Origin of the sequence: uncultured Cellulomonas sp., from assembly GCF_947494015.1 — a bacterium.
Taxonomy (GTDB): domain Bacteria; phylum Actinomycetota; class Actinomycetes; order Actinomycetales; family Cellulomonadaceae; genus Pengzhenrongella.
Genome location: NZ_CANLTL010000003.1, coordinates 36,436 through 58,677 on the forward strand (window position 1 = coordinate 36,436; position 22,242 = coordinate 58,677).

17 protein-coding genes are annotated in these 22,242 nt (G+C 74.5%); 13 read left to right on the forward strand and 4 right to left on the reverse strand.

The window, feature by feature from the left end; all coding sequences use genetic code 11:
- Positions 1 to 80: 80 nt before the first annotated feature.
- From Q0840_RS03870 to holA, 9 genes are all read left to right on the forward strand, one after another.
- Positions 81 to 932: a metal ABC transporter permease gene (locus Q0840_RS03870; RefSeq protein ID WP_298457206.1), complete on the forward strand. Its 852-nt coding sequence runs from the start codon at positions 81 to 83 to the stop codon at positions 930 to 932.
- Positions 933 to 940: 8 nt separating this feature from the next.
- Complete coding sequence (locus tag Q0840_RS03875) at positions 941 to 1,720, forward strand: metal-dependent transcriptional regulator (RefSeq protein ID WP_298456662.1); 780 nt, start codon at positions 941 to 943, stop codon at positions 1,718 to 1,720.
- A gap of 188 nt (positions 1,721 to 1,908) precedes the next feature.
- The gene (locus Q0840_RS03880; RefSeq protein WP_298457208.1) at positions 1,909 to 3,111 is read left to right on the forward strand and encodes an MFS transporter; all 1,203 of its coding nucleotides are present in this window, start codon (positions 1,909 to 1,911) and stop codon (positions 3,109 to 3,111) included.
- A 164-nt stretch (positions 3,112 to 3,275) separates the two neighbouring features.
- On the forward strand, positions 3,276 to 4,367 hold the full coding sequence (locus Q0840_RS03885; RefSeq protein WP_298456664.1) for an acyl-CoA desaturase: 1,092 nt from the start codon (positions 3,276 to 3,278) through the stop codon (positions 4,365 to 4,367).
- Between the two features lie 110 nt (positions 4,368 to 4,477).
- Positions 4,478 to 7,393, forward strand: a complete 2,916-nt coding sequence (gene leuS / locus Q0840_RS03890; RefSeq protein WP_298456666.1) for a leucine--tRNA ligase — start codon at positions 4,478 to 4,480, stop codon at positions 7,391 to 7,393.
- A gap of 108 nt (positions 7,394 to 7,501) precedes the next feature.
- Positions 7,502 to 8,446, forward strand: a complete 945-nt coding sequence (locus Q0840_RS03895) for a DegV family protein (RefSeq protein ID WP_298456668.1) — start codon at positions 7,502 to 7,504, stop codon at positions 8,444 to 8,446.
- Positions 8,447 to 8,536: 90 nt separating this feature from the next.
- Positions 8,537 to 9,967, forward strand: a complete 1,431-nt coding sequence (locus Q0840_RS03900; protein WP_298456670.1) for a helix-hairpin-helix domain-containing protein — start codon at positions 8,537 to 8,539, stop codon at positions 9,965 to 9,967.
- Positions 9,968 to 9,985: 18 nt separating this feature from the next.
- Entirely contained in the window at positions 9,986 to 11,554 is a 1,569-nt protein-coding gene (locus Q0840_RS03905; RefSeq protein ID WP_298456672.1) for a ComEC/Rec2 family competence protein, read from the forward strand.
- Between the two features lie 214 nt (positions 11,555 to 11,768).
- On the forward strand, positions 11,769 to 12,734 hold the full coding sequence (gene holA / locus Q0840_RS03910) for a DNA polymerase III subunit delta (RefSeq protein ID WP_298457210.1): 966 nt from the start codon (positions 11,769 to 11,771) through the stop codon (positions 12,732 to 12,734).
- 5 nt (positions 12,735 to 12,739) lie between these two features.
- Here holA and Q0840_RS03915 read toward each other — a convergent pair whose 3' ends face one another.
- On the reverse strand, positions 12,740 to 13,501 hold the full coding sequence (locus Q0840_RS03915) for an EAL domain-containing protein (protein ID WP_298456673.1): 762 nt from the start codon (positions 13,499 to 13,501) through the stop codon (positions 12,740 to 12,742).
- A gap of 237 nt (positions 13,502 to 13,738) precedes the next feature.
- Here Q0840_RS03915 and Q0840_RS03920 point away from each other — a divergent pair, with 237 nt between their 5' ends.
- Positions 13,739 to 13,882 carry a hypothetical protein gene (locus Q0840_RS03920; RefSeq protein ID WP_298456675.1) on the forward strand — a complete coding sequence of 48 codons (144 nt, stop codon included), beginning with the start codon at positions 13,739 to 13,741 and terminating at the stop codon, positions 13,880 to 13,882.
- 122 nt (positions 13,883 to 14,004) lie between these two features.
- Positions 14,005 to 15,336 carry a helix-turn-helix domain-containing protein gene (locus Q0840_RS03925; RefSeq protein ID WP_298456677.1) on the forward strand — a complete coding sequence of 444 codons (1,332 nt, stop codon included), beginning with the start codon at positions 14,005 to 14,007 and terminating at the stop codon, positions 15,334 to 15,336.
- Between the two features lie 245 nt (positions 15,337 to 15,581).
- Here Q0840_RS03925 and rpsT read toward each other — a convergent pair whose 3' ends face one another.
- Complete coding sequence (gene rpsT / locus Q0840_RS03930; protein ID WP_298456679.1) at positions 15,582 to 15,842, reverse strand: 30S ribosomal protein S20; 261 nt, start codon at positions 15,840 to 15,842, stop codon at positions 15,582 to 15,584.
- A gap of 246 nt (positions 15,843 to 16,088) precedes the next feature.
- Positions 16,089 to 18,188 (reverse strand): bifunctional diguanylate cyclase/phosphodiesterase, encoded by a 2,100-nt coding sequence (locus Q0840_RS03935; protein ID WP_298456681.1) that lies wholly within the window; start codon positions 18,186 to 18,188, stop codon positions 16,089 to 16,091.
- Between the two features lie 255 nt (positions 18,189 to 18,443).
- On the opposite strand from Q0840_RS03935, the gene lepA reads away from it, so the two are divergent.
- Positions 18,444 to 20,315, forward strand: coding sequence for a translation elongation factor 4 (lepA, locus tag Q0840_RS03940; RefSeq protein ID WP_298456682.1), 1,872 nt, complete (start codon positions 18,444 to 18,446; stop codon positions 20,313 to 20,315).
- Between the two features lie 3 nt (positions 20,316 to 20,318).
- On the forward strand, positions 20,319 to 21,560 hold the full coding sequence (gene hemW, locus Q0840_RS03945) for a radical SAM family heme chaperone HemW (RefSeq protein ID WP_298456684.1): 1,242 nt from the start codon (positions 20,319 to 20,321) through the stop codon (positions 21,558 to 21,560).
- Positions 21,561 to 21,612: 52 nt separating this feature from the next.
- On the opposite strand, the gene Q0840_RS03950 is transcribed toward hemW, so the two are convergent.
- Complete coding sequence (locus Q0840_RS03950) at positions 21,613 to 22,149, reverse strand: DUF4870 domain-containing protein (protein ID WP_298456686.1); 537 nt, start codon at positions 22,147 to 22,149, stop codon at positions 21,613 to 21,615.
- Positions 22,150 to 22,242: the final 93 nt, after the last annotated feature.

Here is a 22,242-nt window from a genome sequence, read left to right on the forward strand (position 1 = left end):
CCGCCGTCCTGGCCGGGACGGCCGGTGACCTGGCCACCGGTGCGTGGTCGTGGCTGGCCGCGCCGTGGCAGTTCGAGTTCATGCAGCGCGCGCTGCTGGTCACGACGGTCGCCGCGGTGGTCTGCGCGCTGCTGAGCTGCTGGCTGGTCCTGATCGGTTGGTCGCTGCTGGGCGACGCCGTCTCCCACGCCGTGCTGCCCGGGGTCGTGCTGTCCTACCTGGTCGGCTGGCCGTTCGCGGTAGGGGCGCTCGTCTTCGGACTCGGGGCGGTGGCGCTCATCGGCGCGGTCCGGGACACGACCCGGGTCAAGGAGGACGCCGCGATCGGGGTCGTGTTCACGACGCTGTTCGCCCTGGGTGTCGTGCTGGTCTCCGTCACGCCCAGCCACCTCGACCTCAGCCACATCCTGTTCGGCAACATCCTGGGCGTGCCGGACGCCGACGTCGTGCAGGTCATCGGGCTCGGCGTCCTGACCGCCGCCGTCCTGGTGGTCAAGCGGCGGGACCTGACGCTGTACGCCTTCGACCGCACGCACGCGCACGCCGTCGGCCTGTCTCCGCGCCGGCTGGAGGTGCTGCTCCTCGGCGCGCTCGCGCTGACCGTGGTCGTCGCGCTGCAGGCGGTCGGCGTCGTGCTCGTCGTGGCCATGCTGATCACGCCGGGCGCCACCGCGCTGCTGCTGTGCGAGAGGATGGGCCCCATGCTCGTGGTCGCCCCCGCACTCGCCGCCGGCTGCGTGGTGGCCGGGCTGTACGCGAGCTTCTTCCTGGACACCTCCAGCGCAGGCACCGTCGTCGTGGCCCAGGGCCTGGTGTTCGCCGCGGCGTACGCGTTCGCGCCCCGTCGCGGTGTGCTCGCGGTCCGGCGTCGAGCCCGGCGTCGTGCTCGCGCCGCGGGGCTGGACGGCGCCGGCGCGACGGCTGCCGGCTGAGGCCCGTCGTGCCCCGTCCCGACCCGTCGGCCCTCACCCCGGTCGCCCAGGACTACCTCAAGGTGGTCTGGGCCGCGGGGGAGTGGTCGACGGCGCCGGTGACCACCAAGCGCCTGGCCGAGCGCCTGGGCGTGGGAGCGCCGACCGTCTCGGAGACCGTGCGCCGCCTGTGCGACCAGGGGCTGCTCGCCCACGCCCGGTACGGGGCGGTCGAGCTGACCGCGGCCGGGCGCGCGCACGCCGTCGCCATGGTCCGGCGGCACCGGCTGATCGAGACCTTCCTGGTCCGGGAGCTGGGCTACGGCTGGGACGAGGTGCACGACGAGGCGGAGGTGCTCGAGCACGCCGTCTCCGACCTGCTGGTCGAGCGACTGGACGAACGACTGGGCCACCCCGTGCGCGACCCGCACGGCGACCCGATCCCGACCGCGGCCGGTCACGTCCCTGCCCTCGCGGCCCAGCCGCTGCGTGACGTCCCGGCCGGTCGCTGGGTCGTGGCGCGCATCTCGGACGCCGACCCCGCTCTGCTGCGGTCCTTCACCGCGCTCGGGATCGTCGTGGACGCCGTCCTCGACCTCGACGTCGCCCCGGACGACGTCGCCCCGGACGACAGTGCCCCCGACGGCAGCGCCCCCGACGGCGGTGACCGTGACGGCGGTGACCGTGACAACGGCACCCGTGACGGCGGCGAGCGTGCCGGCGACGGTCGCCTCGTGACCGTCGCCGGGCGCACCGTCGACCTGGACGACGACGCCGCCCGCGCCGTCTGGCTGGTCCCGCCGACCTGACGCGCCGCACGCCAGCCGCTAGGCTCACAGCGATCCCCGAGGTTCTCGACGACGCGGCCCGGACACGTGTCGAATCGATTCGAACCGGAGATGCCGTGAGTCCCACCACGACGGACCCTGCCCCCGTGGCGGGACCGCACCCCATCACGGCGTGGACCGGGTCCGCGCCCGGGAGTGCCCACGACGGCATGCCGGGCGTGCGCGTGCGGCCGGCGCTGCTCGCGCTCGCGCTCGGCGGCTTCACGATCGGCACCACCGAGTTCGCGACCATGGGCCTGCTGCCCCAGATCGCCCGCGACCTCTCGGTGTCCATCCCGGTCGCCGGGCACGTGATCACCGCGTACGCGCTCGGGGTGGTCGTCGGTGCACCGCTGCTGACCGCCGTCGCCGCGCGCGTCGACCGCCGGATCCTGCTGGTCGGGCTGATGGCGGCGTACACGGTGGGCAACACCCTGTCGAGCCTCGCCGGGAGCATCGAGTGGCTCGTGCTGGCGCGGTTCCTGGCCGGCCTGCCGCACGGGGCCTTCTTCGGGGTCGGCGCGGCGATGGGCACCGCGGTCGTCGGGCGCGCGCGCCGGGGCGCAGCGGTCGCAACGATGATGACCGGGCTGACCATCGCCAACGTCGTGGGCGTTCCGCTGTCCACCTGGGTGGGGCAGGCCCTGGGCTGGCGCGCGGCGTTCCTCGTCGTGGCCGTGCTCGGCCTGCTGACGCTCGCGGGGCTGTGGCGCTGGCTGCCCGCCGTGCGCCCGGCCGCGGGCACCACCGTTCGCACCGAGCTCGCCGCGCTGCGCAACCGCCGGCTGTGGATCGCCGTCGCGGCCGGCGCCATCGGCTTCGGGGGCATGTTCGCCGTCTACTCCTACATCGCCCCTCTGGTCACCGAGGTGACCGGTCTGGCCGAGGTGACGGTGCCGGTCGTGCTCGCCCTGTTCGGCATCGGCATGACGGTCGGCACGGTGCTGGGCGGTCGCATGGCCGACCGCTCCGTCGTCCGGAGCGTGTACGCCGGGTTCGTGGGGACGGCGGTCGCCCTGGTGCTGGTCGCCCTCACCGGCGGCAACCCGGTGCTGGGCATCGCCTCGGTCGTGCTGCTCGGGGTCACCTCGCAGGTGCTGGGCCTGGCCCTGCAGACGCGGCTCATGGACGTCTCGCCGAGCGCGCCGTCGCTCGGGGCGGCTCTGTGCCACTCGGCGCTGAACGTCGGCAACGCGTCCGGCGCGTTCCTCGGCGGCCTGGTGATCGCGGCCGGCTGGGGCTACCTGGCCCCGGCATGGGTTGGGGTCGGACTGACCCTCGTCGGCCTGGTGATCGTCCTCACCATCGGTCGCGACCCGGCCGGGGAACCCGCCGGCGGGAACGCTCGTCCTGCAGGTCAGGCCGTCGCCTGACCGGTCGTGCCCCATGGTCGGGCGAATCGCCCGACCGCGGTGCGACGCGTGTCACACGGACCCGATCAGGGGCGACCCTCAGGTTGTCGGGTTACTGTGGCGACGATCACCACCGTATGCGCAGGCCGTGCGGGGTCGACCCCGCGACTGATGAGGACGTCCGCATGACAGCAGAGACCGTGGCCGAGGGCGCACGACCCGTCCGCGCCCGTGAGCGCCAGGTGAGCGACTTCACCGCGCTCACCCGCACCGTCCAGGAGGCCGGTCTGATGACCCGCCGGCAGGGCTGGTACTGGACCCGCTTCGCGGTCCTCACGCTCGTCCTGGCGGGCCTCGTCACGGCCTTCGTGCTCATCGGTGCCTCGTGGTGGCAGCTGGTCATCGCGGCCGCTCTGGCCGTCGTCCTGGGACAGGTGATGTTCCTGGGCCACGACGCCGCGCACCGGCAGATCTTCGCGTCCGGCAGGTGGAACGAGTGGGCCAGCCTGGTGCTCGCCAACCTCTACGCCGGCATGAGCTACGGGTGGTGGCAGCACAAGCACAGCCGCCACCACGCCAAGCCGAACCAGGTCGGCGCCGACCCGGACATCAAGACCGGAGCGCTGGTGTTCCACACCGAGGAGCTGCGCAAGCCCGTCTCCGGGATCGCCGCGTGGGTCCGCGCCCGTCAGGGCTGGCTGTTCTTCCCCATGCTGCTGCTCGAGGGCATCAACCTGCACGTCTCCGGCGTCCGGACGATCTTCGGCCGCGGCGAGGTCAAGCGTCGCCCGATCGAGATGGCCTTCGTCACGCTGCGCCTGGGCGCCTACCTCGGCCTGGTCTTCTGGGTGCTGCCGGTCGGCATGGCGTTCGCCTTCCTCGGTGTGCAGCTCGGCCTGTTCGGGCTGTACATGGGCGCCGTGTTCGCCCCGAACCACAAGGGCATGCCGATCGTGCCCCCGGACTCCCGGATCGACTTCCTGCGCCGCCAGGTGCTGATGAGCCGCAACGTCACCGGCGGCCGGTTCGTGGACTGGTTCACGGGCGGCCTGAACTACCAGGTCGAGCACCACCTGTTCCCGAGCATGGCGCGGCCGCACCTGCGCAAGGTCCAGCCGATCGTCCGGGAGTTCTGCGCGACCCACAACATCGCCTACACCGAGACGTCCCTGCTGGCCTCGTACGGCATCGTGATCCGCTACCTCAACAAGGTCGGTCTCGCGGCGCGCGACCCGTTCCAGTGCCCGCTGGCGATGGAGCTGCGCTCCGCCCGCTGATCCGCGGCACGCACGCACCTTCGACGACGGCGGGTGCGCCGGCCCTGCGAGGCCCGGCGCACCCGCCGTCGTCGTGCACCCGCCGGGTGACACGCCGGTAACCTGGGCGGGTGACTGCCCCGGACGCCCCCACCACCACGCTCGACGACGCGCCGCAGGGCGACGTCCGCTTCCGCTACACGGCCGCGCTCGCCGGGGAGCTCGAGCAGCGCTGGCAGGACCGGTGGGACGAGCTCGGCACCTTCCACACGGCGAACCCGTCGGGGCGACTGACCGACGGTCAGGGCCACCATGCCGACCCCGCGTCGCCGACCTTCTTCGTGATGGACATGTTCCCGTACCCCTCCGGGACGGGTCTGCACGTCGGGCACCCGCTGGGCTACATCGCGACCGACGTCGTGGGCCGGTACCGGCGCATGTGCGGGGACAACGTCCTGCACGCGCTCGGCTACGACGCCTTCGGCCTGCCCGCCGAGCAGTACGCCGTGCAGACCGGTCAGCACCCTCGGGTCACCACCGAGGCGAACATGGCGAACATGCGCCGCCAGCTGCGGCGCCTGGGTCTCGCGCACGACCCGCGCCGGACCTTCGCCACCACGGACGGCGACTATGTGCGCTGGACCCAGTGGATCTTCCTGCAGGTCTTCGCCTCCTGGTACGACCCCGACGCCGTGCGGCCCGACGGGGGCACCGGACGGGCGCGGCCGATCGCCGAGCTCCAGGAGGCGTACGCCGCGGGGGTGCGGCCCACGCCGGACGGTCGCCCTTGGGCCGAGCTGGACGACGTCGAGCGGCGCCACGTGGTCGACGCCCAGCGGCTTGCCTACGTCTCCGAGACCCCGGTCAACTGGTGCCCGGGCCTGGGGACGGTGCTCGCGAACGAGGAGGTCACGGTCGACGGCCGCTCCGAGCGCGGCAACTTCCCGGTGTTCAAGCGCAACCTGCGGCAGTGGAACATGCGGATCACGGCCTACGCGGACCGCCTGGCGGACGACCTGGACCTGATCGACTGGCCGGACAAGGTCCGCGCGATGCAGCGCAACTGGATCGGACGCTCCGAGGGCGCACAGGTGCGGTTCGCCGTCGCCGGCGGGGCCGCGGTGGAGGTCTTCACCACGCGCCCGGACACGCTGTTCGGTGCGACGTTCATGGTCGTCTCGCCCGAGCACCCGCTGCTCGACGAGGTCCCGGCGCAGTGGCCCGACGGCACGCGTGACGGCTGGACCGGCGGCCACGCCACGCCGTCGCAGGCCGTCGCGGCGTACCGGGCGGAGGCCGCCGCGAAGACGGCCGTGGAGCGCCAGGCCGACGCCGGGCGCAAGACGGGCGTGTTCACCGGGCACCTGGCGACCAACCCGGTCACCGGGGCCTCGCTGCCGGTCTTCACCGCGGACTACGTGCTGATGGGCTACGGGACCGGCGCGATCATGGCCGTCCCCGGCGGCGACGAGCGCGACCACGCCTTCGCGCAGGGCTTCGACCTGCCGGTGATCCACACCGTCCAGCCGCCCGAGGGCTGGGCCGGCGGGGCGTGGACCGGTGACGGCCGGATCGTGAACTCCGCCAACGACGAGATCAGCCTGGACGGTCTCGGTGTCGCCGAGGCGAAGCGCGCGATCGTCGAGTGGCTCGAGGCGCGGGGCATCGGCACCGGCACGGTCACCTACCGCCTGCGCGACTGGCTGTTCAGCCGGCAGCGGTACTGGGGCGAGCCGTTCCCGATCGTCTACGACGAGCACGACCTGCCCATCGCGCTTCCCGACGAGCTGCTGCCGGTCGAGCTGCCCGAGGTCCCCGACTACTCGCCGCGCACGTTCGACCCCGAGGACGCCGCGTCGTCCCCGGAGCCGCCGCTGGGCCGCAACGACGACTGGGTCGCGGTGACGCTCGACCTGGGGGACGGGCCGCGCACGTACCGGCGCGACACCAACACGATGCCGAACTGGGCCGGGTCGTGCTGGTACTACCTGAACTACCTCGACCCGACGTCGCGCGACGTCGTGGTCGACCCGGCGCTCGAGGCGTACTGGATGGGGCCGCACCACAACCCCACCGCGGGGGCCTCCGGCGGCGTCGACCTGTACGTGGGCGGCGTCGAGCACGCCGTCCTGCACCTGCTGTACGCGCGGTTCTGGCACAAGGTCCTGCACGACCTGGGCCACGTGTCGAGCGTCGAGCCGTTCCGGACGCTGTTCAACCAGGGCTACATCCAGGCGTACGCGTTCCGGGACGACCGCGGCCAGCCCGTCCCGGCGGCCGAGGTCGTCGAGCAGGCGGCGCCGGACGGGACCACGACGTACACCTACGGCGGCCGGGAGGTCGTGCGCGAGTACGGGAAGATGGGCAAGTCGCTGAAGAACGTCGTCACGCCCGACGACATGTACGAGGCCTACGGCGCCGACACGTTCCGTGTCTACGAGATGTCGATGGGTCCGCTGGACCTGTCACGCCCGTGGGACACCCGCGCGGTGGTCGGCTCCCAGCGGTTCCTGCAGCGGCTGTGGCGCAACGTCGTCGACGAGGCGTCCGGCGACCTCGTGGTGAGCGACGACGCGCCGTCGGCGGCCACGCTGCGGCTGCTGCACCGGACGATCGCGGACGTCCGGGTCGAGATGGAGGCCATGCGGGTCAACACCGCCATCGCCAAGCTGATCGTGCTCAACAACCACCTGACGTCCCTGCCGACGACGCCACGTGCCGCCGTCGAGCCGCTCGTCCTCATGCTCGCGCCGGTGGCGCCGCACATCGCCGAGGAGCTGTGGTCGCGGCTGGGGCACCCGTCCTCGCTCGCCCACGAGCCGTTCCCCGTGGCCGACCCGCAGCACCTCGTCGAGGACACCGTGACCTGCGTGCTGCAGGTGCAGGGGAAGGTCCGCGGCCGGGTGGAGGTGTCGCCGTCGGTCGACGAGGACACCCTGCGCGAGCTCGCGCTGGCCGACGCCGGCGTCCAGCGGGCCCTGGACGGTCGCGGCGTCCGCACGGTGATCGTCCGGGCGCCCAAGCTCGTCAACGTCGTCCCGGCCTGACGCGTGGACCGGCGCCGGTGGTCGGGCATCTGGCCGCCAGCCCGGTCGTCGGGTCGGTCGTCGCGCCGGCCGACCGGTCGGTCGTCGTCGGGGCGACCGGCGCACATCGTGGTCGTCACCGACTCCACGGCGTCCCTTCCACCCGCGGAGGCCGAGCGGTGGGGGATCGAGGTGGTGCCGCTCGAGGTCGCCGTCGGCGACGTGCGGTACCGCGAGGGCGTGGACCTCGATCCCACGCGGCTCGTGCGCGCGCTCCAGGACGGCACCCGCGTCACGACGTCGCAGCCGGCCCCGGCCGCGTTCGCGGCGGCGTACGCGCGTGCGGCCGGGCGCGGCGCGGACGCGATCGTGTCGCTGCACCTGTCCGGTGACCTCTCCGGCACCGTCCGGGGCGCCGGGCTGGCGGCCGCGCAGGCCGCCGTGCCCGTGCACGTCGTCGACTCCCGATCGGTGGCCATGGGTCTGGGCTTCGCGGCGCTCGCGGCGGCTCGCGCGGCCCGGGCGCAGTCGGGGGTGCCGGTGCCGGGCGAGGGCGCGTCGGCGGACGTCCCTGTGCCCGGTGTCATTGCACCCGACGTCGCAGTGCCCGACGCCGCTGGGGCCGACGTCGTTGCACCCGACGTCGCTGCGGCCCACGTCGTCGCGCGCGCGAGCGAGGTCGCGGCGTCGGCCTCGGCGCTCTTCGCCGTCGACTCCCTCGAGCACCTGCGTCGCGGCGGCCGGATCGGGGCCGCCGCGGAGGCCGTCGGCACCCTGCTCGGCACCCGGCCGCTGCTCACCGTGGACGGCGGCCGGGTCGAGGTCGCGGGTACGGCCCGGACCCGACGGGCGGCCCGGGCGCGCCTGGTGGACGTGGCCGCGACCGCAGCGACGCGCGAGCGGGCGCGCGTGGCCGTGCACCACCTCGGCCAGCACGACGTCGCCGAGGTGCTCGCCGCGGAGATCCGCGACCGGCTCGGCGACGGCACGGAGGTCCTGGTGGTCGAGGTCAGCGCCGTCCTGGGCGCCCACGCGGGGCCGGGGGTCCTCGGCGTGGTCGTCGCCGAGGGCTGAGCCGACCCCAGCGCGGTGACCCGGGTGGCCGTCCCCAGACCACCACGCCTCGCCCGGAGCGGAGGGCGACCACCGACCTACGGTGCCGCCATGACCCGGCACGACGATGCCCTGCGTGAGATCACCCGCAGTCGGCTGCACGCGGTCGCCGGCCGGCGGCCGGGCGCCGCTCCCGCGCCTCCCGCGCCTCCCGCGCCTCCCGCGCCGTCCCGCTCGGCCGCGACCGATCCCCTCGGCTGGCTGCCCGGCGGGTCACCGGACGACCCGTCGGGCGCCGACCGCCGTCGTGCCCGGCACCGCGGGATCGACGCCACGCCCGCTCGCCAGCGGCACGTCGAGCGGTCGCCGGCGACCGCCGTGGCGACCAAGCACGACGACACGGCCCGGGCGGCGCCACCACCGCACGCGTGGGTGCCCACCGCAGCGAGCGCCGGGCTGCACGGCGCACCTGACGCGAGCCTGTCCGCCGCCGACCCCTGGCCCGGTGGCCCGCGGCTCGACGACCCCTCGCCCGACGACCCACCTCCCGGCGACCCCTCGCCCCACCACCCGCCGCCCGCCGATCCACCACCCGACGGCCGGCCGCCCGACGACCCAGCCCAGCCCGTCTCCGCCGGCGGCGGGGACGCCCGCGACGTCGTGACCCGCATGCGCGCCGAGGCCCTCGGCTCGGCCGCCGCCGGGTACGCCGACAGCTACGGGCACCCGCTCGAGCACGGTCGCCCCGCCGGCGGCCGTGGGCGCGTGCGGTGGGGGCTCACGCTGCGCCACGCCGTCGTGGCGGGGGCAGCGGTCGTCGTGCTCGCCACCGGCGTCGTCGTGCGGGCCGTGTCGCTCACCCCCGAGCCGCCGACCGCGATCAGCACGGCCGTCGCCCCGGTAGCTGGCGAGGGGGCCGTGCCCCCCGGCGGGACTGTGCCCGGCGGGACTGTGCCCGGCGGGACTGTGCCCGGCGGGACTGTGCCCGGCGGGACTGTGCCCGGCGGGGCGGCGCCGGCCGCGAGCGTGCCCGGCGGCACGGTGGCGCCCGGCACTGGGCCCGCCGGGACGCTGCCCGGCGCAAGCCTGCCGGGGGGAGCGGTCGTCGTCGTGCACGTCGTGGGGCAGGTGGCCGCGCCGGGCGTGGTCGAGCTGCCCGCGGGGTCGCGCGTGGGTGACGCGCTCGCGGCTGCCGGCGGCGCCGGTCCCGCGGCGGACCTGTCCACGGTGAACCTCGCCCGCGTGCTGCAGGACGGCGAGCAGGTCGTCGTGCCGGCACCCGGCGAGGTACCCCCGGCCCCCTCGGCCGGCGCGACCGCGGCCGGTCCGTCCGGCGCCGCGGCAGCCGGTGCGCCCGTCGATCTCAACGCCGCGGACCTGGCGGCTCTCGACGCCCTCCCGGGCATCGGCCCGGTGCTCGCCCAGCGCATCGTCGACTGGCGCGCCGAGAACGGTCCGTTCCGTGGCGTCGAGGAGCTCGGCGAGGTGTCCGGCATCGGGGACGCGCTCATGGAGCGGCTGCGCCCGCTGGTCCGGGTGTAGGGCCCGGGTGCGTCGGGCGTGCGACCTCTGACGGACGTCCGGCTGGTCCCGGCCGCCCTGGTGTGCTGGGCGGCCTGCCTCGTCGGCGTCCGGCTGCCACCGGCCGTGGCGGGCGCCGTCGCCGCCGGCGCCCTCGTGGCGAGCGGTCTCGTGGCCGGCGCTGTCGTGGCCGCCGGCGCGGCGGTGGCACGCACGTCGGCGGCCGGCGCGTCGGCGACCGGCGCGTCGGCGACGGGCGCGGTCCGACCGGCGCGCGCCCACGGTGAGGTCGTGGGGCACGTCGTCCTGCTGCTGGTCGTCTGCGCGGCGGCGCTCGGGTCCACGGCGAGCCAGCGGACCGTCCGGGACTCCGGCCTGTTCGCCGACCTGGTGGCGCAGGGGGCACAGGTGCGGGTCGTGGGAACGGTCGGCTCCGAACCCGTCCCGCTGCGCAGCACGACGCCGTGGGGCGACGACGGGGCACGGCTGCGCGTGGACCTCATGGTCGAGCACGTCTCCGGTGACGGTCGCTCGGGTCCGGCAGCGGCACCCGTCCTGCTCCTGGCGGGCCCGCAGTGGGCCGCGGTGGGCTACGGCTCACGGGTCAGCGCCCTGGGCACCCTGGAACCCACGGGCCCGGGCGACGACGCGGTCGCGCTGCTGGTGGTCCGCGGTCCGCCGACGACATCGGCGCCGGCGGGCCCCGTGGATCTGCGCGTCGCCGCCGTGCGGACCGCCCTGCTCCGGGTGTCCGACGGTCTGCCCGCCGACCAGCGCGGGCTCGTCCCCGGAGCAGCCATCGGCGACACGTCGCGGATCCCCGACGACCTCGACCGCGCGATGCGGGTCGCGGGGTTGACCCACGTCACCGCGGTCTCCGGCGCGCACTTCGCCATCGTCGGCGCCGTCGTCCTGGCGGTGACCGCGCTCGCCGGGCTCGCGCGCCCGGCCCGGGCCGGCGTGGTGGCGGCCGCCATGGTGGGGTTCGTCCTCCTGGTGCACCCGCAGCCCAGCGTGCTGCGTGCTGCAGTCATGGGTGGGGTCGGCGTGTGCGCGCTCGTCCTGGGGCGACCGTCGCGGGCCGTGCCCGGCCTGGCGACCTGCGTGCTCGTCCTCCTCGTCGTCGACCCGTGGCTCGCGACGAGCATCGGCTTCACCCTGTCGGTCGTGGCGACCGCGGGGATCGTGCTCGGCAGCAGCCCGTTGACGACCGCGATGGCGCCACCGCTGCCCGACCGGATCGCCCGGCTCGTCGCCGTGCCGCTGGCGGCCCAGTGGGCCTGTGGTCCGGTCGTCGTCGTGCTGTCCGACGGGCTGCCGACCTATGCCGTGCTCGCCAACATCGCCGCGGCGCCCGCTCTGGTCCCCGCGACCGTCCTCGGGGTGCTGGCGGCGGTCGTCGCGCCCTGGTGGGAGGCGGGCGGCGTCGCGTGCGCCCGGGGCGCCGGCCTCGCCGCCTGGTGGGTCGCGACCGTGGCGCGCACCGCCGCGGGGCTTCCCGCCGCGGTGCTCCCGTGGCCGGCCGGGCCGGTGGGTCCGCTGGGTCTGGCCGGCGTGACGCTCCTCGTCACCCTCGCCCTGCGACATCGCTCCCGGCGGGTGGGCTGAGGGAGGCGCCGCCGGCCGCCGGGGAACCGGCCGCCCCGGCACCGGGCCCCCGTGCCGGTGCGCGGTCCGCGGCCGTGTCGGTCCGGCGTGGCAGGCTGTCGGGGTGCCGCCCGCTCCCCGACGCGCCTCCTCCCCGTCCGCCTCCGCGGGCCGCTCGGCCCGCTCGTCGTCCGGGTCGTCGGGTGTCGGACGCGGCAGCAGCTCCCGGCCGCCGCTGGAGTGGCACGAGGCCGCCCCCGCCCCGGTGGTCCTCGTCACCGGCGGCGAACGGCTGCTCGCCGAACGTGCGGTCGCCACCGTGGTGGCTGCCGTGCGCGAGGCGGATCCGGCGGTCGAGGTGACCCGGGTCGAGGGCGCCGGGTACACGGCCGGCACGCTGGGCGTGGTGACCAGCCCGTCCCTGTTCGGGGAGGCGCGCGTGGTCGTCGTCGAGGGGCTCGAGCAGGGTACGGAGGAGCTCCTGAAGGAGGCGACCGCCTACCTCGACGCCCCCGCCGACGACGTCGTCCTCGTGCTGCAGCACGGCGGCGGCCAGCGCGGCAAGAAGCTGCTGGACGCGGTCCGCGCCACCCGCGCGCCGGTGGTGGCGTGCGACCCGATCAAGAAGGACGCGGACAAGGTCGCCTTCGCGTCCGCGGAGCTGCGCCGGGCCGGCCGGCGCGCCGACGCGGCCGGGGTGCGGGCGCTCGTGGAGGCGGTCGGCGCGGACCTGCGCGAGCTCGCCGCGGCCTGCGCGCAGCTCGCGGCCGACACGACCGGACCGATCGGCGCCGACGTGGTGGCGCGCTACTACGGCGGCCGGATCGAGGCCACCGGCTTCCGGGTCGCCGACGCCGCGATCGCCGGCGACACGGGGCAGGCAGTGGCGTTGCTGCGCCACGCGCTGGCGACCGGTGCGGACCCGGTGCCGCTGGTCGCCGCGCTCGCGGCCAAGCTGCGCGTGCTGGCCAAGGTGGCGGCGACCCGCGGCAGGGGGGCGGGCGCCGTGCGCGACCTGGGACTGGCGCCGTGGCAGGTCGACCGGGCACGCAAGGACCTCGCACGCTGGACGCCGGAGGGGCTGGCGGCCGCGATCACCGCGGTCGCGCAGGCCGACGCGGAGGTCAAGGGCGCGGGCCGCGACCCGGTGTTCGCCGTCGAGCGCGCCGTGCTGCGCGTCGCCTCGGCGGCCGGAGGCTGAGCCGGTCAGCCCCTCGGCAGAGCCGTCCGGGCGAACCCGGGCGCGGTCGTGAGGCGCTCCAGAGCCGCACCCTGGACCAGACCGAAGCCCGCGGACCGGCACTGCTGCAGCACGGCGGAGGAGTCGACGAAGTCCGCGATCAGACGGGCCCCGCGCGACGCCGCAAGCTCGAGCAGGGGACGCCCCTCGAGGTCCAGGTCGCGGGCGTCGATCTTGACGAAGTCGGCCAGCGGGAGCAGGCGCCGCTGGTCGGCCCGGCCGGTGAAGTCGCCGAGCGAGATCCGGCAGCCGAGCGACTTGAGCCGCAGCAGCCCGTCCCGCACCACGCCGTCGCACTCCGCGGTCCCGTCGGACTCCACGACGATCTGCCGCGGACGGCGCGGCAGCGGCAGGTCGCCCGCCAGGAACGCCCGGGTCACGCGCACGAACACGGACCGGGTGCCGACCGCGGCGTCGAGGTCCCGGAAGGCGGACCGCAGGTCGTCCGCCGCCCTGCGCGCGTCGGCGCCGTGGTCGGCGCGCTGCCCGTCGCCGCCGGCGAGCAGGTCGGACCGATCGCGGGCGGGGTCGGCTGCGCACTGCCGCGGTACCCCGGCAGGCCCCAGCACGACGCCGTACTCGCGTCCGGACACCCGGAACACGCGTCGGCGCGCGAGGCGCGGGGTGTGGCGGCGTCGGGACGCCTCCCACTCCGCTCGGGCGGCGGGCGAGACGGCGGAGTCCACGGCGACGGCGATGGCGGCGAGGTCGGCAGTCATGATGGCCATGACCATACTCGACCGCGCCTCTGACGAACGGGTGAACGGGTCGGGCGGCCGCGGCGATGCGCCACCCGGGCGGCGCCCGAGCGGGTGAAAATCGCCCGAGAGTCCTCCGTCTGGGGGAACCGTGACCGTAGATGGTGCGGCAGCGCTGCTCGAGCACCCCGCTCCGGCGCCAGGGCGCCCGCCCGATGTGTCATCATCTTTGTGACGCACAGTTATCGATTGCTAACAGGAGAACCCATGAAGCGCTTCGCCAGCTCCGCCGTAGCCCTCGTGCTGTCCGCCGGTCTGGTGCTGGCCGGATTCGGCTTCGGCACCGGCGGCCTGGGCGACGGAGCGACGACCAATGGTGGCGCTCCGGGCTGCTGCCGGCAGATCGCCTGATGACCACCCGGGCGTGGGTCGCGCGACAGGGGGCGCGCGACCCGCGCACACGGGTGAACCATGTGAACATCGTCGGTCCAACCGGTACCGGAGATCCCACGTCACACCTAAGGTGACACCTCATGACCGATGTAAGTGACCGGGTCCGTGAGCTCCGGCTGGCCGCCGGCCTCTCCCAGACGGCCCTCGCGGGTGACTCCTTCTCGCCGAGCTACATCTCGCTGATCGAGGCAGGGCGGCGCGTGCCGACCGACGCCGCGCTCGAGGTGCTCGCGGCGAGGCTGGACACCACCGCGGACTTCCTGCGCCACGGCGACACCGCACCCAGCGAGGCGCGGGCCCGGCTCGAGGTCGACTACGCCAAGCTCGCACTGATCGACGGCGACGCGGCGCAGGCGCGTGACCGGCTGCGGGCGCTCGACCTCGACGTGATCGCCCCGGCGCACCACACCGAGATCCTGCTCACGCTCGCGCGTGCGTACGAGGCGCTCGGTGACCTCGAGGCGTCCGTCGCCGTGCTCGAACCGCTGCTGGCGCGTCTGCGCAAGCGGGGCCAGCACCTCGACGTCGCCGCGGTGGCGAACGAGCTCGTCGCGTCCTACCTCGAGGCGGGCGACCTGCACCGCAGCATCGACGTCGGCGAGCTGGTCGCCGGCGAGCTGGAGGCGGCCGGGCTGACCGGGACGGACGAGCACCTGCGACTGGCCTCGACCGTGCTGTGGGCGTACGTCGAGCGGGGCGACATGCTCTACGCGACGCACCGGGTCGCTGAGCTCGTCGCCCAGGCGGACGCGCACGGCACCCCGCGGGGGCGCGGCAGCGTCTACTGGAACGCCGCGCTGGTCGCGGAGGAGCGGCGTGACTTCGCGCTCGCTCACACCTTCACCACGCGTGCGCTCGCCCTGCTCGGGGAGAGCTCCGGTGGCCGCGACATCCCGCGCCTGCGTCTCTACTACGGCTGGCTGCTGCTGCGCTCCGACCCGCCGGAGCCCGCCGAGGCCCTGCGGCAGCTGGACCGCGCGGGCGAGCAGCTCACGGCGGTGGGCTCCGAGGTCGACCTCGCCCGGGTCGAGGTGGAGCGCTCACGCGCGCACCTGATGCTGGGCGACGTCGAGGAGTCCGAGCGCTGGGCCCGCGCCGCGGTCGACCGCTTGGGGGGCTCGCCCCGGCTGGAGACGGCGGTGGCGCACCTCGCCCTCGGGGACGCGCTGCACGCGAGCCACCGCGAGCAGGACGCCGCGTCGGCGTACGGCTGGGCGGCCGACATGCTGGGCATGATGTCGGCCAGTCGGCAGTCGGCGGCGGCCTGGCGTGAGCTGGGGGACCGGTTCCTCACCCGCGGGGACACCGCTCGCGCCGCGGCCGCCTTCGACCGGGCGCTGTCGGAGGCCGGCTTCCGCCACGCCGTGCCGTCCACGGTGCTGAACATCATCGGGGCCGTCGGCTCCGACTGACGGACCGACACCGACCGGGCCGCGGCCCCACGGACGACGACGACGGCCGCAGGCGCTCACCGCGCCTGCGGCCGTCGTCGTCCGTCGTGGTGGTCGTCGACCGTCGGGTCGCCTGACCGTCCTGTTCCGGCGACGCGGACGGTGCGTGCCCGGGAACGCGAACGAGGGCGCCCACCCGATCTCCCGGGTGACGCCCTCGCTGTCGTGCCGACGCCGCGGTGCGGCGGCGCGTCAGGCGATGCGACTCAGAGCGCGTTGACCGACTTCGCCAGCGCCGACTTCTTGTTGGCCGCCTGGTTCTGGTGGATGACGCCCTTGGACACGGCCTTGTCGAGCTTCTTCGACGCGGTCTGCAGCGCCACCGTCGCCGCGGCCTTGTCGCCACCGGCGACAGCCTCGCGGACGCGGCGCACGTGCGTGCGGATCTCCGACTTGACGGCCTTGTTGCGCAGGCGCGCCTTCTCGTTGGTCGCGATGCGCTTGATCTGGGACTTGATGTTCGCCACGTGTGGACTCTCTTGTGTGTTCGCCGAAGCGATCTGAACAGGTCGTAGAGGGCTTGACCAGATCCGGGACTGGGGCGTGGGGCACCCGCGGAGAGGAGCTGGAAGGGTGCCGCCGACCTGGGCGGGCACGCGAAGATCGATGCTACCAGTCCGGAGTGGGCGGTTCCAGGTGGCCTGGGCCACGGCGGACCGGCACCGCCACGCCGTCGATCACCGCCAGCCCGTCCCGCACCGCCACGCCGTCGGTCACCGTGCCGGGCTGCCGCCCGCCGCGGATGCCAGCATGCGCCCCAGCTCCGCCTCGGGCACCGGGTGCCCGAACAGCCAGCCCTGGCCGTGCGTCCAGCCGTGCGCGAGCGCGAGCTCGCGCTGCTGGGTGGTCTCGACGCCCTCCACGACGCCGTACCGGCGCAACGACTCCGCCAGCGCGGCGATCGCGGCGCTGATCCGGTCGGCCGCGCCGCCGTCGCCGAGCCGGGCGGTGAAGGAGCGGTCGAGCTTGAGGCCGTCGACGGGCGCCGACAGGACCGAGGACAGCGCGGAGTACCCGGTGCCGAAGTCGTCCAGCACGAGTGTCACGCCCATCGAGGCCAGTCGCTCCAGATCCAGCCGGGCCGAACCGGCAGCCTGGAGCACGCCGCTCTCGGTGATCTCGAGGCCCAGCCGGTGGGGCTCGACGTGGTGAGCGGTCAGCGCGTCGCGGACGACCCGCGACAGGTCGGCGCGGCCGATCTGCCGGGGCGAGACGTTGACGAAGACCTGGCCCTCCAGGTCCGGGTGGCGGGCCAGGAAGCCGCACGCCTCCTGCAGCACCCAGGCCCCGAGCGACGGCATGAGGTGGGACTGCTCGCAGACGTCGATGAACTCCTCGGGGAGCAGCAGCCCGCGCCGGGGGTGCCGCCACCGGACCAGTGACTCCAGCGCGACCACGCGGCCGCTGCGCAGGTCGACGATCGGCTGGTAGTGCAGCTCCAGCTCGCCACGCGCGATGGACGCCCGCAGGTCCTGCTCGACCTGCAGCCGGTGCAGCGCCTGGGTGCGGTACGCCTCGTCGTACACCTCCCAGCGCGACCGGCCACGGTCCTTGGCGACGTACAGCGCGGTGTCGGCGTCGCCGAGCACCTGGTCCGCGGTCCGGGCGCCGTCGCTGACGGTCAGGCCGGCGCTGACGCCGGGCACCACCTCGTGGTCGCCGATCGTGACGGGCTGCTGGACCGTGTCCAGCACCCGCTGGAGCGCCTGGCCGGCGTCGTCCACCGAGCCCACGCCCTCCATGACCAGGACGAACTCGTCACCGCCCAGGCGCGCCACGGTGTCCGACGGCCGGACGGAGGACTGCATCCGGGCGGCCACCTCCTGCAGCAGACGGTCGCCCGCATCGTGACCGAGCGAGTCGTTGATGCGCTTGAAGTGGTCCAGGTCCATGAACACGACGGCCACGAGCTTGTCCGTCCGGGCCGCGACGCCGAGGGCGTGCGTGAGCCGGTCCAGCAGGAGGCTGCGGTTGGCCAGGCCGGTGAGGTGGTCGTAGAGCGCGCGCCGCTCGAGCAGGTCGTGCGCGCGCCGGACCTCTGACACGTCCTCCATCTGCCCGACGTAGTGCAGCGGCACCCCGTCGCGTCCGCGGACGAGGGACACGGTCAGCCGGGTCCACACCGGCTCACCCGTGCCGCGCAGGAACCGCGCCTGGACCTGGTAGGAGTCGATCTCGCCGGCGTCCAGCGCGCGTCGCTGCTCGGCGTCGGCGTCGCGGTCCTCGGGCAGCACGAGCGCAGCCGTCGTGGTGGCGAGCAGCTCGTCCTCGGTGCGGCCCAGGATGGTGGTCAGTGCGGTGTTGACCTGGTGGAAGCGGCCGTCCAGCCCGGTGATCGACATGCCGATCGGGGCGTCCTGGAACGTGCGCCGGAACTGGTCCTCGCTGCTCTGCAGCGCCTGGCGCTGCAGCATCTGCGCGGTGATGTCGACGAACGTGGTCAGCACCGGCTTCGGCGTGCCGCGGGGTGCGGGCACCTCGGGCGCGAACGGGCTCGCGCTCACGTGCAGCCAGACCTGCCGTCCCGCGGTGCGTCGCAGCCCCAGGACGGCGGCGCTCGTGCGGCCGGTGCGGGCGGCCCGGTGCGCGGGGTGGTCGCGCTCGGGCAGCGGACTCCCGCTGACGTCGACCGGGTCACCGCCGACGACGGCGACGGGCCGCCCGAGCAGGTCCTCGCGCGGCAGGCCGAGGATCCGGCTGGCCGCCGCGTTGACGTCCACCACGGTGCCCTGGGGGTCGCTCAGGACGACGCCCTCCTGGAGTGCGTCCAGGGCGGCCCCGGTGAGCCGGACGATCTGCGTGCCCGACGACATGTGCGGCGACCTCTTTCAGGGATGGGGCGGGTGAAACCGCCCGCAGTCCCTCTATCGGCGCAGCGCGCCCGGAGTTGAGCCGACGGGAAGCCGGCGTCGGGCAGGCGCCGGCGTCGGGCAGACGTCGGGCAGACGTCGCGCAGGGCGTCGAGCGGAGCGGGGTGACGTGGGACGATGGGGACCCGAGTCCTCGCCGGCAGCCTCTGCGCCGCTCGCCGAGGCCGACCGCCTCACCGACCTGGAGCCGACGCCAGCGTGTCCCCGATCCCCAGTGCAGCGCTCAGCCAGCGCATCCTGCCCGCGGCGACCCCGCCCGAGCTCCTGCGCAACTTCTGCATCATCGCGCACATCGACCACGGCAAGTCGACGCTCGCCGACCGCATGCTGCAGCTCACCGGTGTGGTCGATGCGCGCCAGATGCGCGCGCAGTACCTGGACCGGATGGACATCGAGCGCGAGCGCGGCATCACCATCAAGTCGCAGGCGGTGCGCATGCCGTGGGAGCTGGACGGCACGCCGTACGCGCTGAACATGATCGACACCCCCGGGCACGTCGACTTCACCTACGAGGTGTCCCGGTCGCTGGCCGCGTGCGAGGGCGCTGTCCTGCTGGTCGACGCCGCCCAGGGCATCGAGGCCCAGACCCTCGCCAACCTCTACCTGGCGATGGAGAACGACCTGACGATCATCCCGGTGCTGAACAAGATCGACCTGCCGGCTGCGCAGCCGGAGAAGTACGCCGAGGAGCTCGCCAAGCTGATCGGTGGCGAGCCGGAGGACTGCCTGCGGGTGTCCGGGAAGACCGGCGCCGGCGTCGTCGAGCTGCTCGACAAGATCGTCGCCACGCTGCCCGCGCCCACCGGGGACCCGGACGCGCCGGCCCGGGCGATGATCTTCGACTCGGTCTACGACACCTACCGCGGCGTCGTCACCTACGTGCGGGTCAAGGACGGCAACCTCTCGCCCCGCGAGCGGATCGTCATGATGTCGACCAAGGCGACCCACGAGCTGCTCGAGATCGGCGTCATCTCGCCCGAGCCCAACCCCACCCAGGGCCTGGGCGTGGGGGAGGTCGGCTATCTCATCACCGGCGTGAAGGACGTGCGCCAGTCCAAGGTCGGCGACACCGTCACCAACGCCTCCAAGCCCGCGGCGGAGTCGCTCGGCGGCTACCACGACCCGCGCCCCATGGTGTTCTCCGGCCTGTACCCGATCGACGGGTCGGACTACCCCGTGCTGCGGGACGCCCTCGACAAGCTGAAGCTCAACGACGCCGCCCTGAACTACGAGCCGGAGACGTCGGTCGCCCTCGGCTTCGGCTTCCGGGTCGGGTTCCTCGGGCTGCTGCACCTGGAGATCGTCCGCGAGCGCCTCGAGCGGGAGTTCGACCTCGACCTAATCTCGACCGCGCCGAACGTCGTCTACGAGGTGACCCTCGAGGACCGCTCGGTGGTCACGGTGACCAACCCGAGCGAGTTCCCCGGCGGCAAGATCATGGAGGTGCGCGAGCCCGTCGTCCGCGCGACCATCCTGTGCCCGTCGGAGTTCATCGGCGCCGTCATGGAGCTGTGCCAGACCCGGCGCGGCGACCTGCTCGGCATGGACTACCTCTCCGAGGACCGCGTGGAGATGCGGTACACGCTCCCGCTGGCCGAGATCGTGTTCGACTTCTTCGACCAGCTCAAGTCCAGGACGCGCGGCTATGCGTCCCTGGACTACGAGCCGACCGGCGAGCAGGCGGCCGACCTCGTCAAGGTCGACATCCTGCTGCAGGGCGAGCAGGTCGACGCCTTCAGCTCGATCGTGCACAAGGAGAAGGCCTACGCCTACGGCGTGATGATGGCCGGCAAGCTCAAGGACCTCATCCCGCGCCAGCAGTTCGAGGTGCCCATCCAGGCCGCCGTCGGCGCGCGCGTGATCGCCCGCGAGACCATCCGCGCGATCCGCAAGGACGTGCTGGCCAAGTGCTACGGCGGCGACATCACGCGCAAGCGCAAGCTCCTGGAGAAGCAGAAGGAGGGCAAGAAGCGGATGAAGACCATCGGTCGGGTCGACGTGCCGCAGGAGGCCTTCATCGCGGCGCTGTCGTCGGATGGTGGCGGCGGCAAGGACGCGAAGAAGAAGTAGCGCATGGCTCCCGCTCTGCCCCTCGGTGACGAGGCGCCCGACGACGGCGCCCTGCCGCCGTCCGTGCTCGACGGCGCCGACGCGCGCGCCTTCGGCGTCTACCTGCACGTCCCGTTCTGCACGGTGCGCTGCGGGTACTGCGACTTCAACACCTACACCGCCGCCGAGCTCGGCGGCGGGGCCAGCCAGGTGGCGTACGCCGACACCGCGTTGCGGGAGATCGCGCTCGCGGGGCGGGTGCTGACGCGCGCGGGTGTGCCCCCGCGGCCGGTGTCCTCGGTCTTCGTGGGCGGCGGCACCCCGACCGTGCTGCCCGCCGACGACCTGACGCGCCTGCTCGACGGCGTCCGCGGCACCTGGGGCCTCGCACCCCGCGCCGAGGTGACGACGGAGGCCAACCCGGACTCGGTGACGCCCGGGTCGCTGGCCCAGCTGGCCGCCGCGGGGTTCACCCGGGTGTCCTTCGGCATGCAGTCCGCCGTCCCGCACGTGCTCGCCACCCTCGAGCGCACGCACGACCCGCGCCGGATCCCGGACGTCGTCCGGTGGGCCCGCGACGCCGGCCTCGACGTGTCGCTGGACCTCATCTACGGCACGCCGGGGGAGTCGCTCGACGACTGGCGGACCAGCCTGCAGACCGCGCTGGCCACCGGCGTCAACCACGTGTCGGCGTACGCGCTGGTCGTGGAGGCCGGCACGAAGATGGCCGGCCAGGTGCGGCGCGGCCAGCTCGCGCTGCCGTCCGACGAGGACCAGGCGGTCAAGTACGAGGTCGCCGACGCGATGCTCACCGAGGCCGGCCTGCACTGGTACGAGGTGAGCAACTGGGCGCGGTCACCCGAGCACGCGTGCCGGCACAACCTCGCCTACTGGCGCGGGGACGACTGGTGGGGCGTCGGGCCGGGTGCGCACTCGCACGTCGGCGGCGTGCGGTGGTGGAACGTCAAGCACCCGCGCGCCTACGCGGGCCGGCTCGAGGCGGGCCTGTCGCCGGCCGCCGGCCGGGAGGTGCTCGAGCCCGGCTCCGCCCGGCTGGAGCGGGTCATGCTCGGTGTCCGGCTCGCCGAGGGACTGCCGCTGGGGGAGCTGTCGGCGCGGGCGCGGCGGGACGTCGCCGGCCTGGTCGCGGACGGCCTGGTGGACGGGTCCGCGGCGCTGGGCGCCGCCTCGACCCCGCCGCGGGTGCTGCTCACCCGGCGCGGCCGGCTGCTCGCCGACGCCGTCGTGCGCACGCTGACCGACTGACGCCCGCGCCGGCCGCCACGAGTCGTCCCGGGGCGGCCGCCGCCGGCGGTCGTCAGGTGATCAGACGCAGCGTCAGCGGGTACCGGTACGGCTCGCCCCGGCTGGAGGCGACGGCCGCGATGATCGAGAACACCACGCCGAACAGCCACACCAGCGGCAGGATGAAGAAGCCCAGCAGGATGATCACCGTGATGGTGCCGATCAGGTACCCGAGGAACAGGGTGATCTGGAAGTTCAGGGACTCCTTCGCCTGGTCCTCCAGGTAGGCGCCGCGACCCCTGAACACCAGCCAGATCACCAGCGGCACGATGAACGAGACGAAGACCCCACCGAGGTGGGACACGACCGCCCAGGTGCGCTGGTCCGCCGGCGAGAGCGGCGTGCTGGCGCCGTAGGCGGACGGGGGCGGGTACCCGCCCGGGCCGGCGCCGTGCTCGGCGCGGGGCGGGGTGCCGGCGTCGGTGCCGTGCTGGTGCTCGTCGTGCTGGTGCTCGTCGTGCTGCTGGCCGGACGACGGCGTCGTCGCCGGCGGAGGGGGCGGCGGGTAGCCACCCGGGGTGGGCTCCTGCGGGTCGGGGGTGGTGCTCACACCGATCAGCTCCAAGTCGTCGTGCGCCTGTCCGTGGTCTCGACCCTAGCCAGGTGGGGCCCGTCCTCGGCAGGGGCGCCAACCCTGATCCGA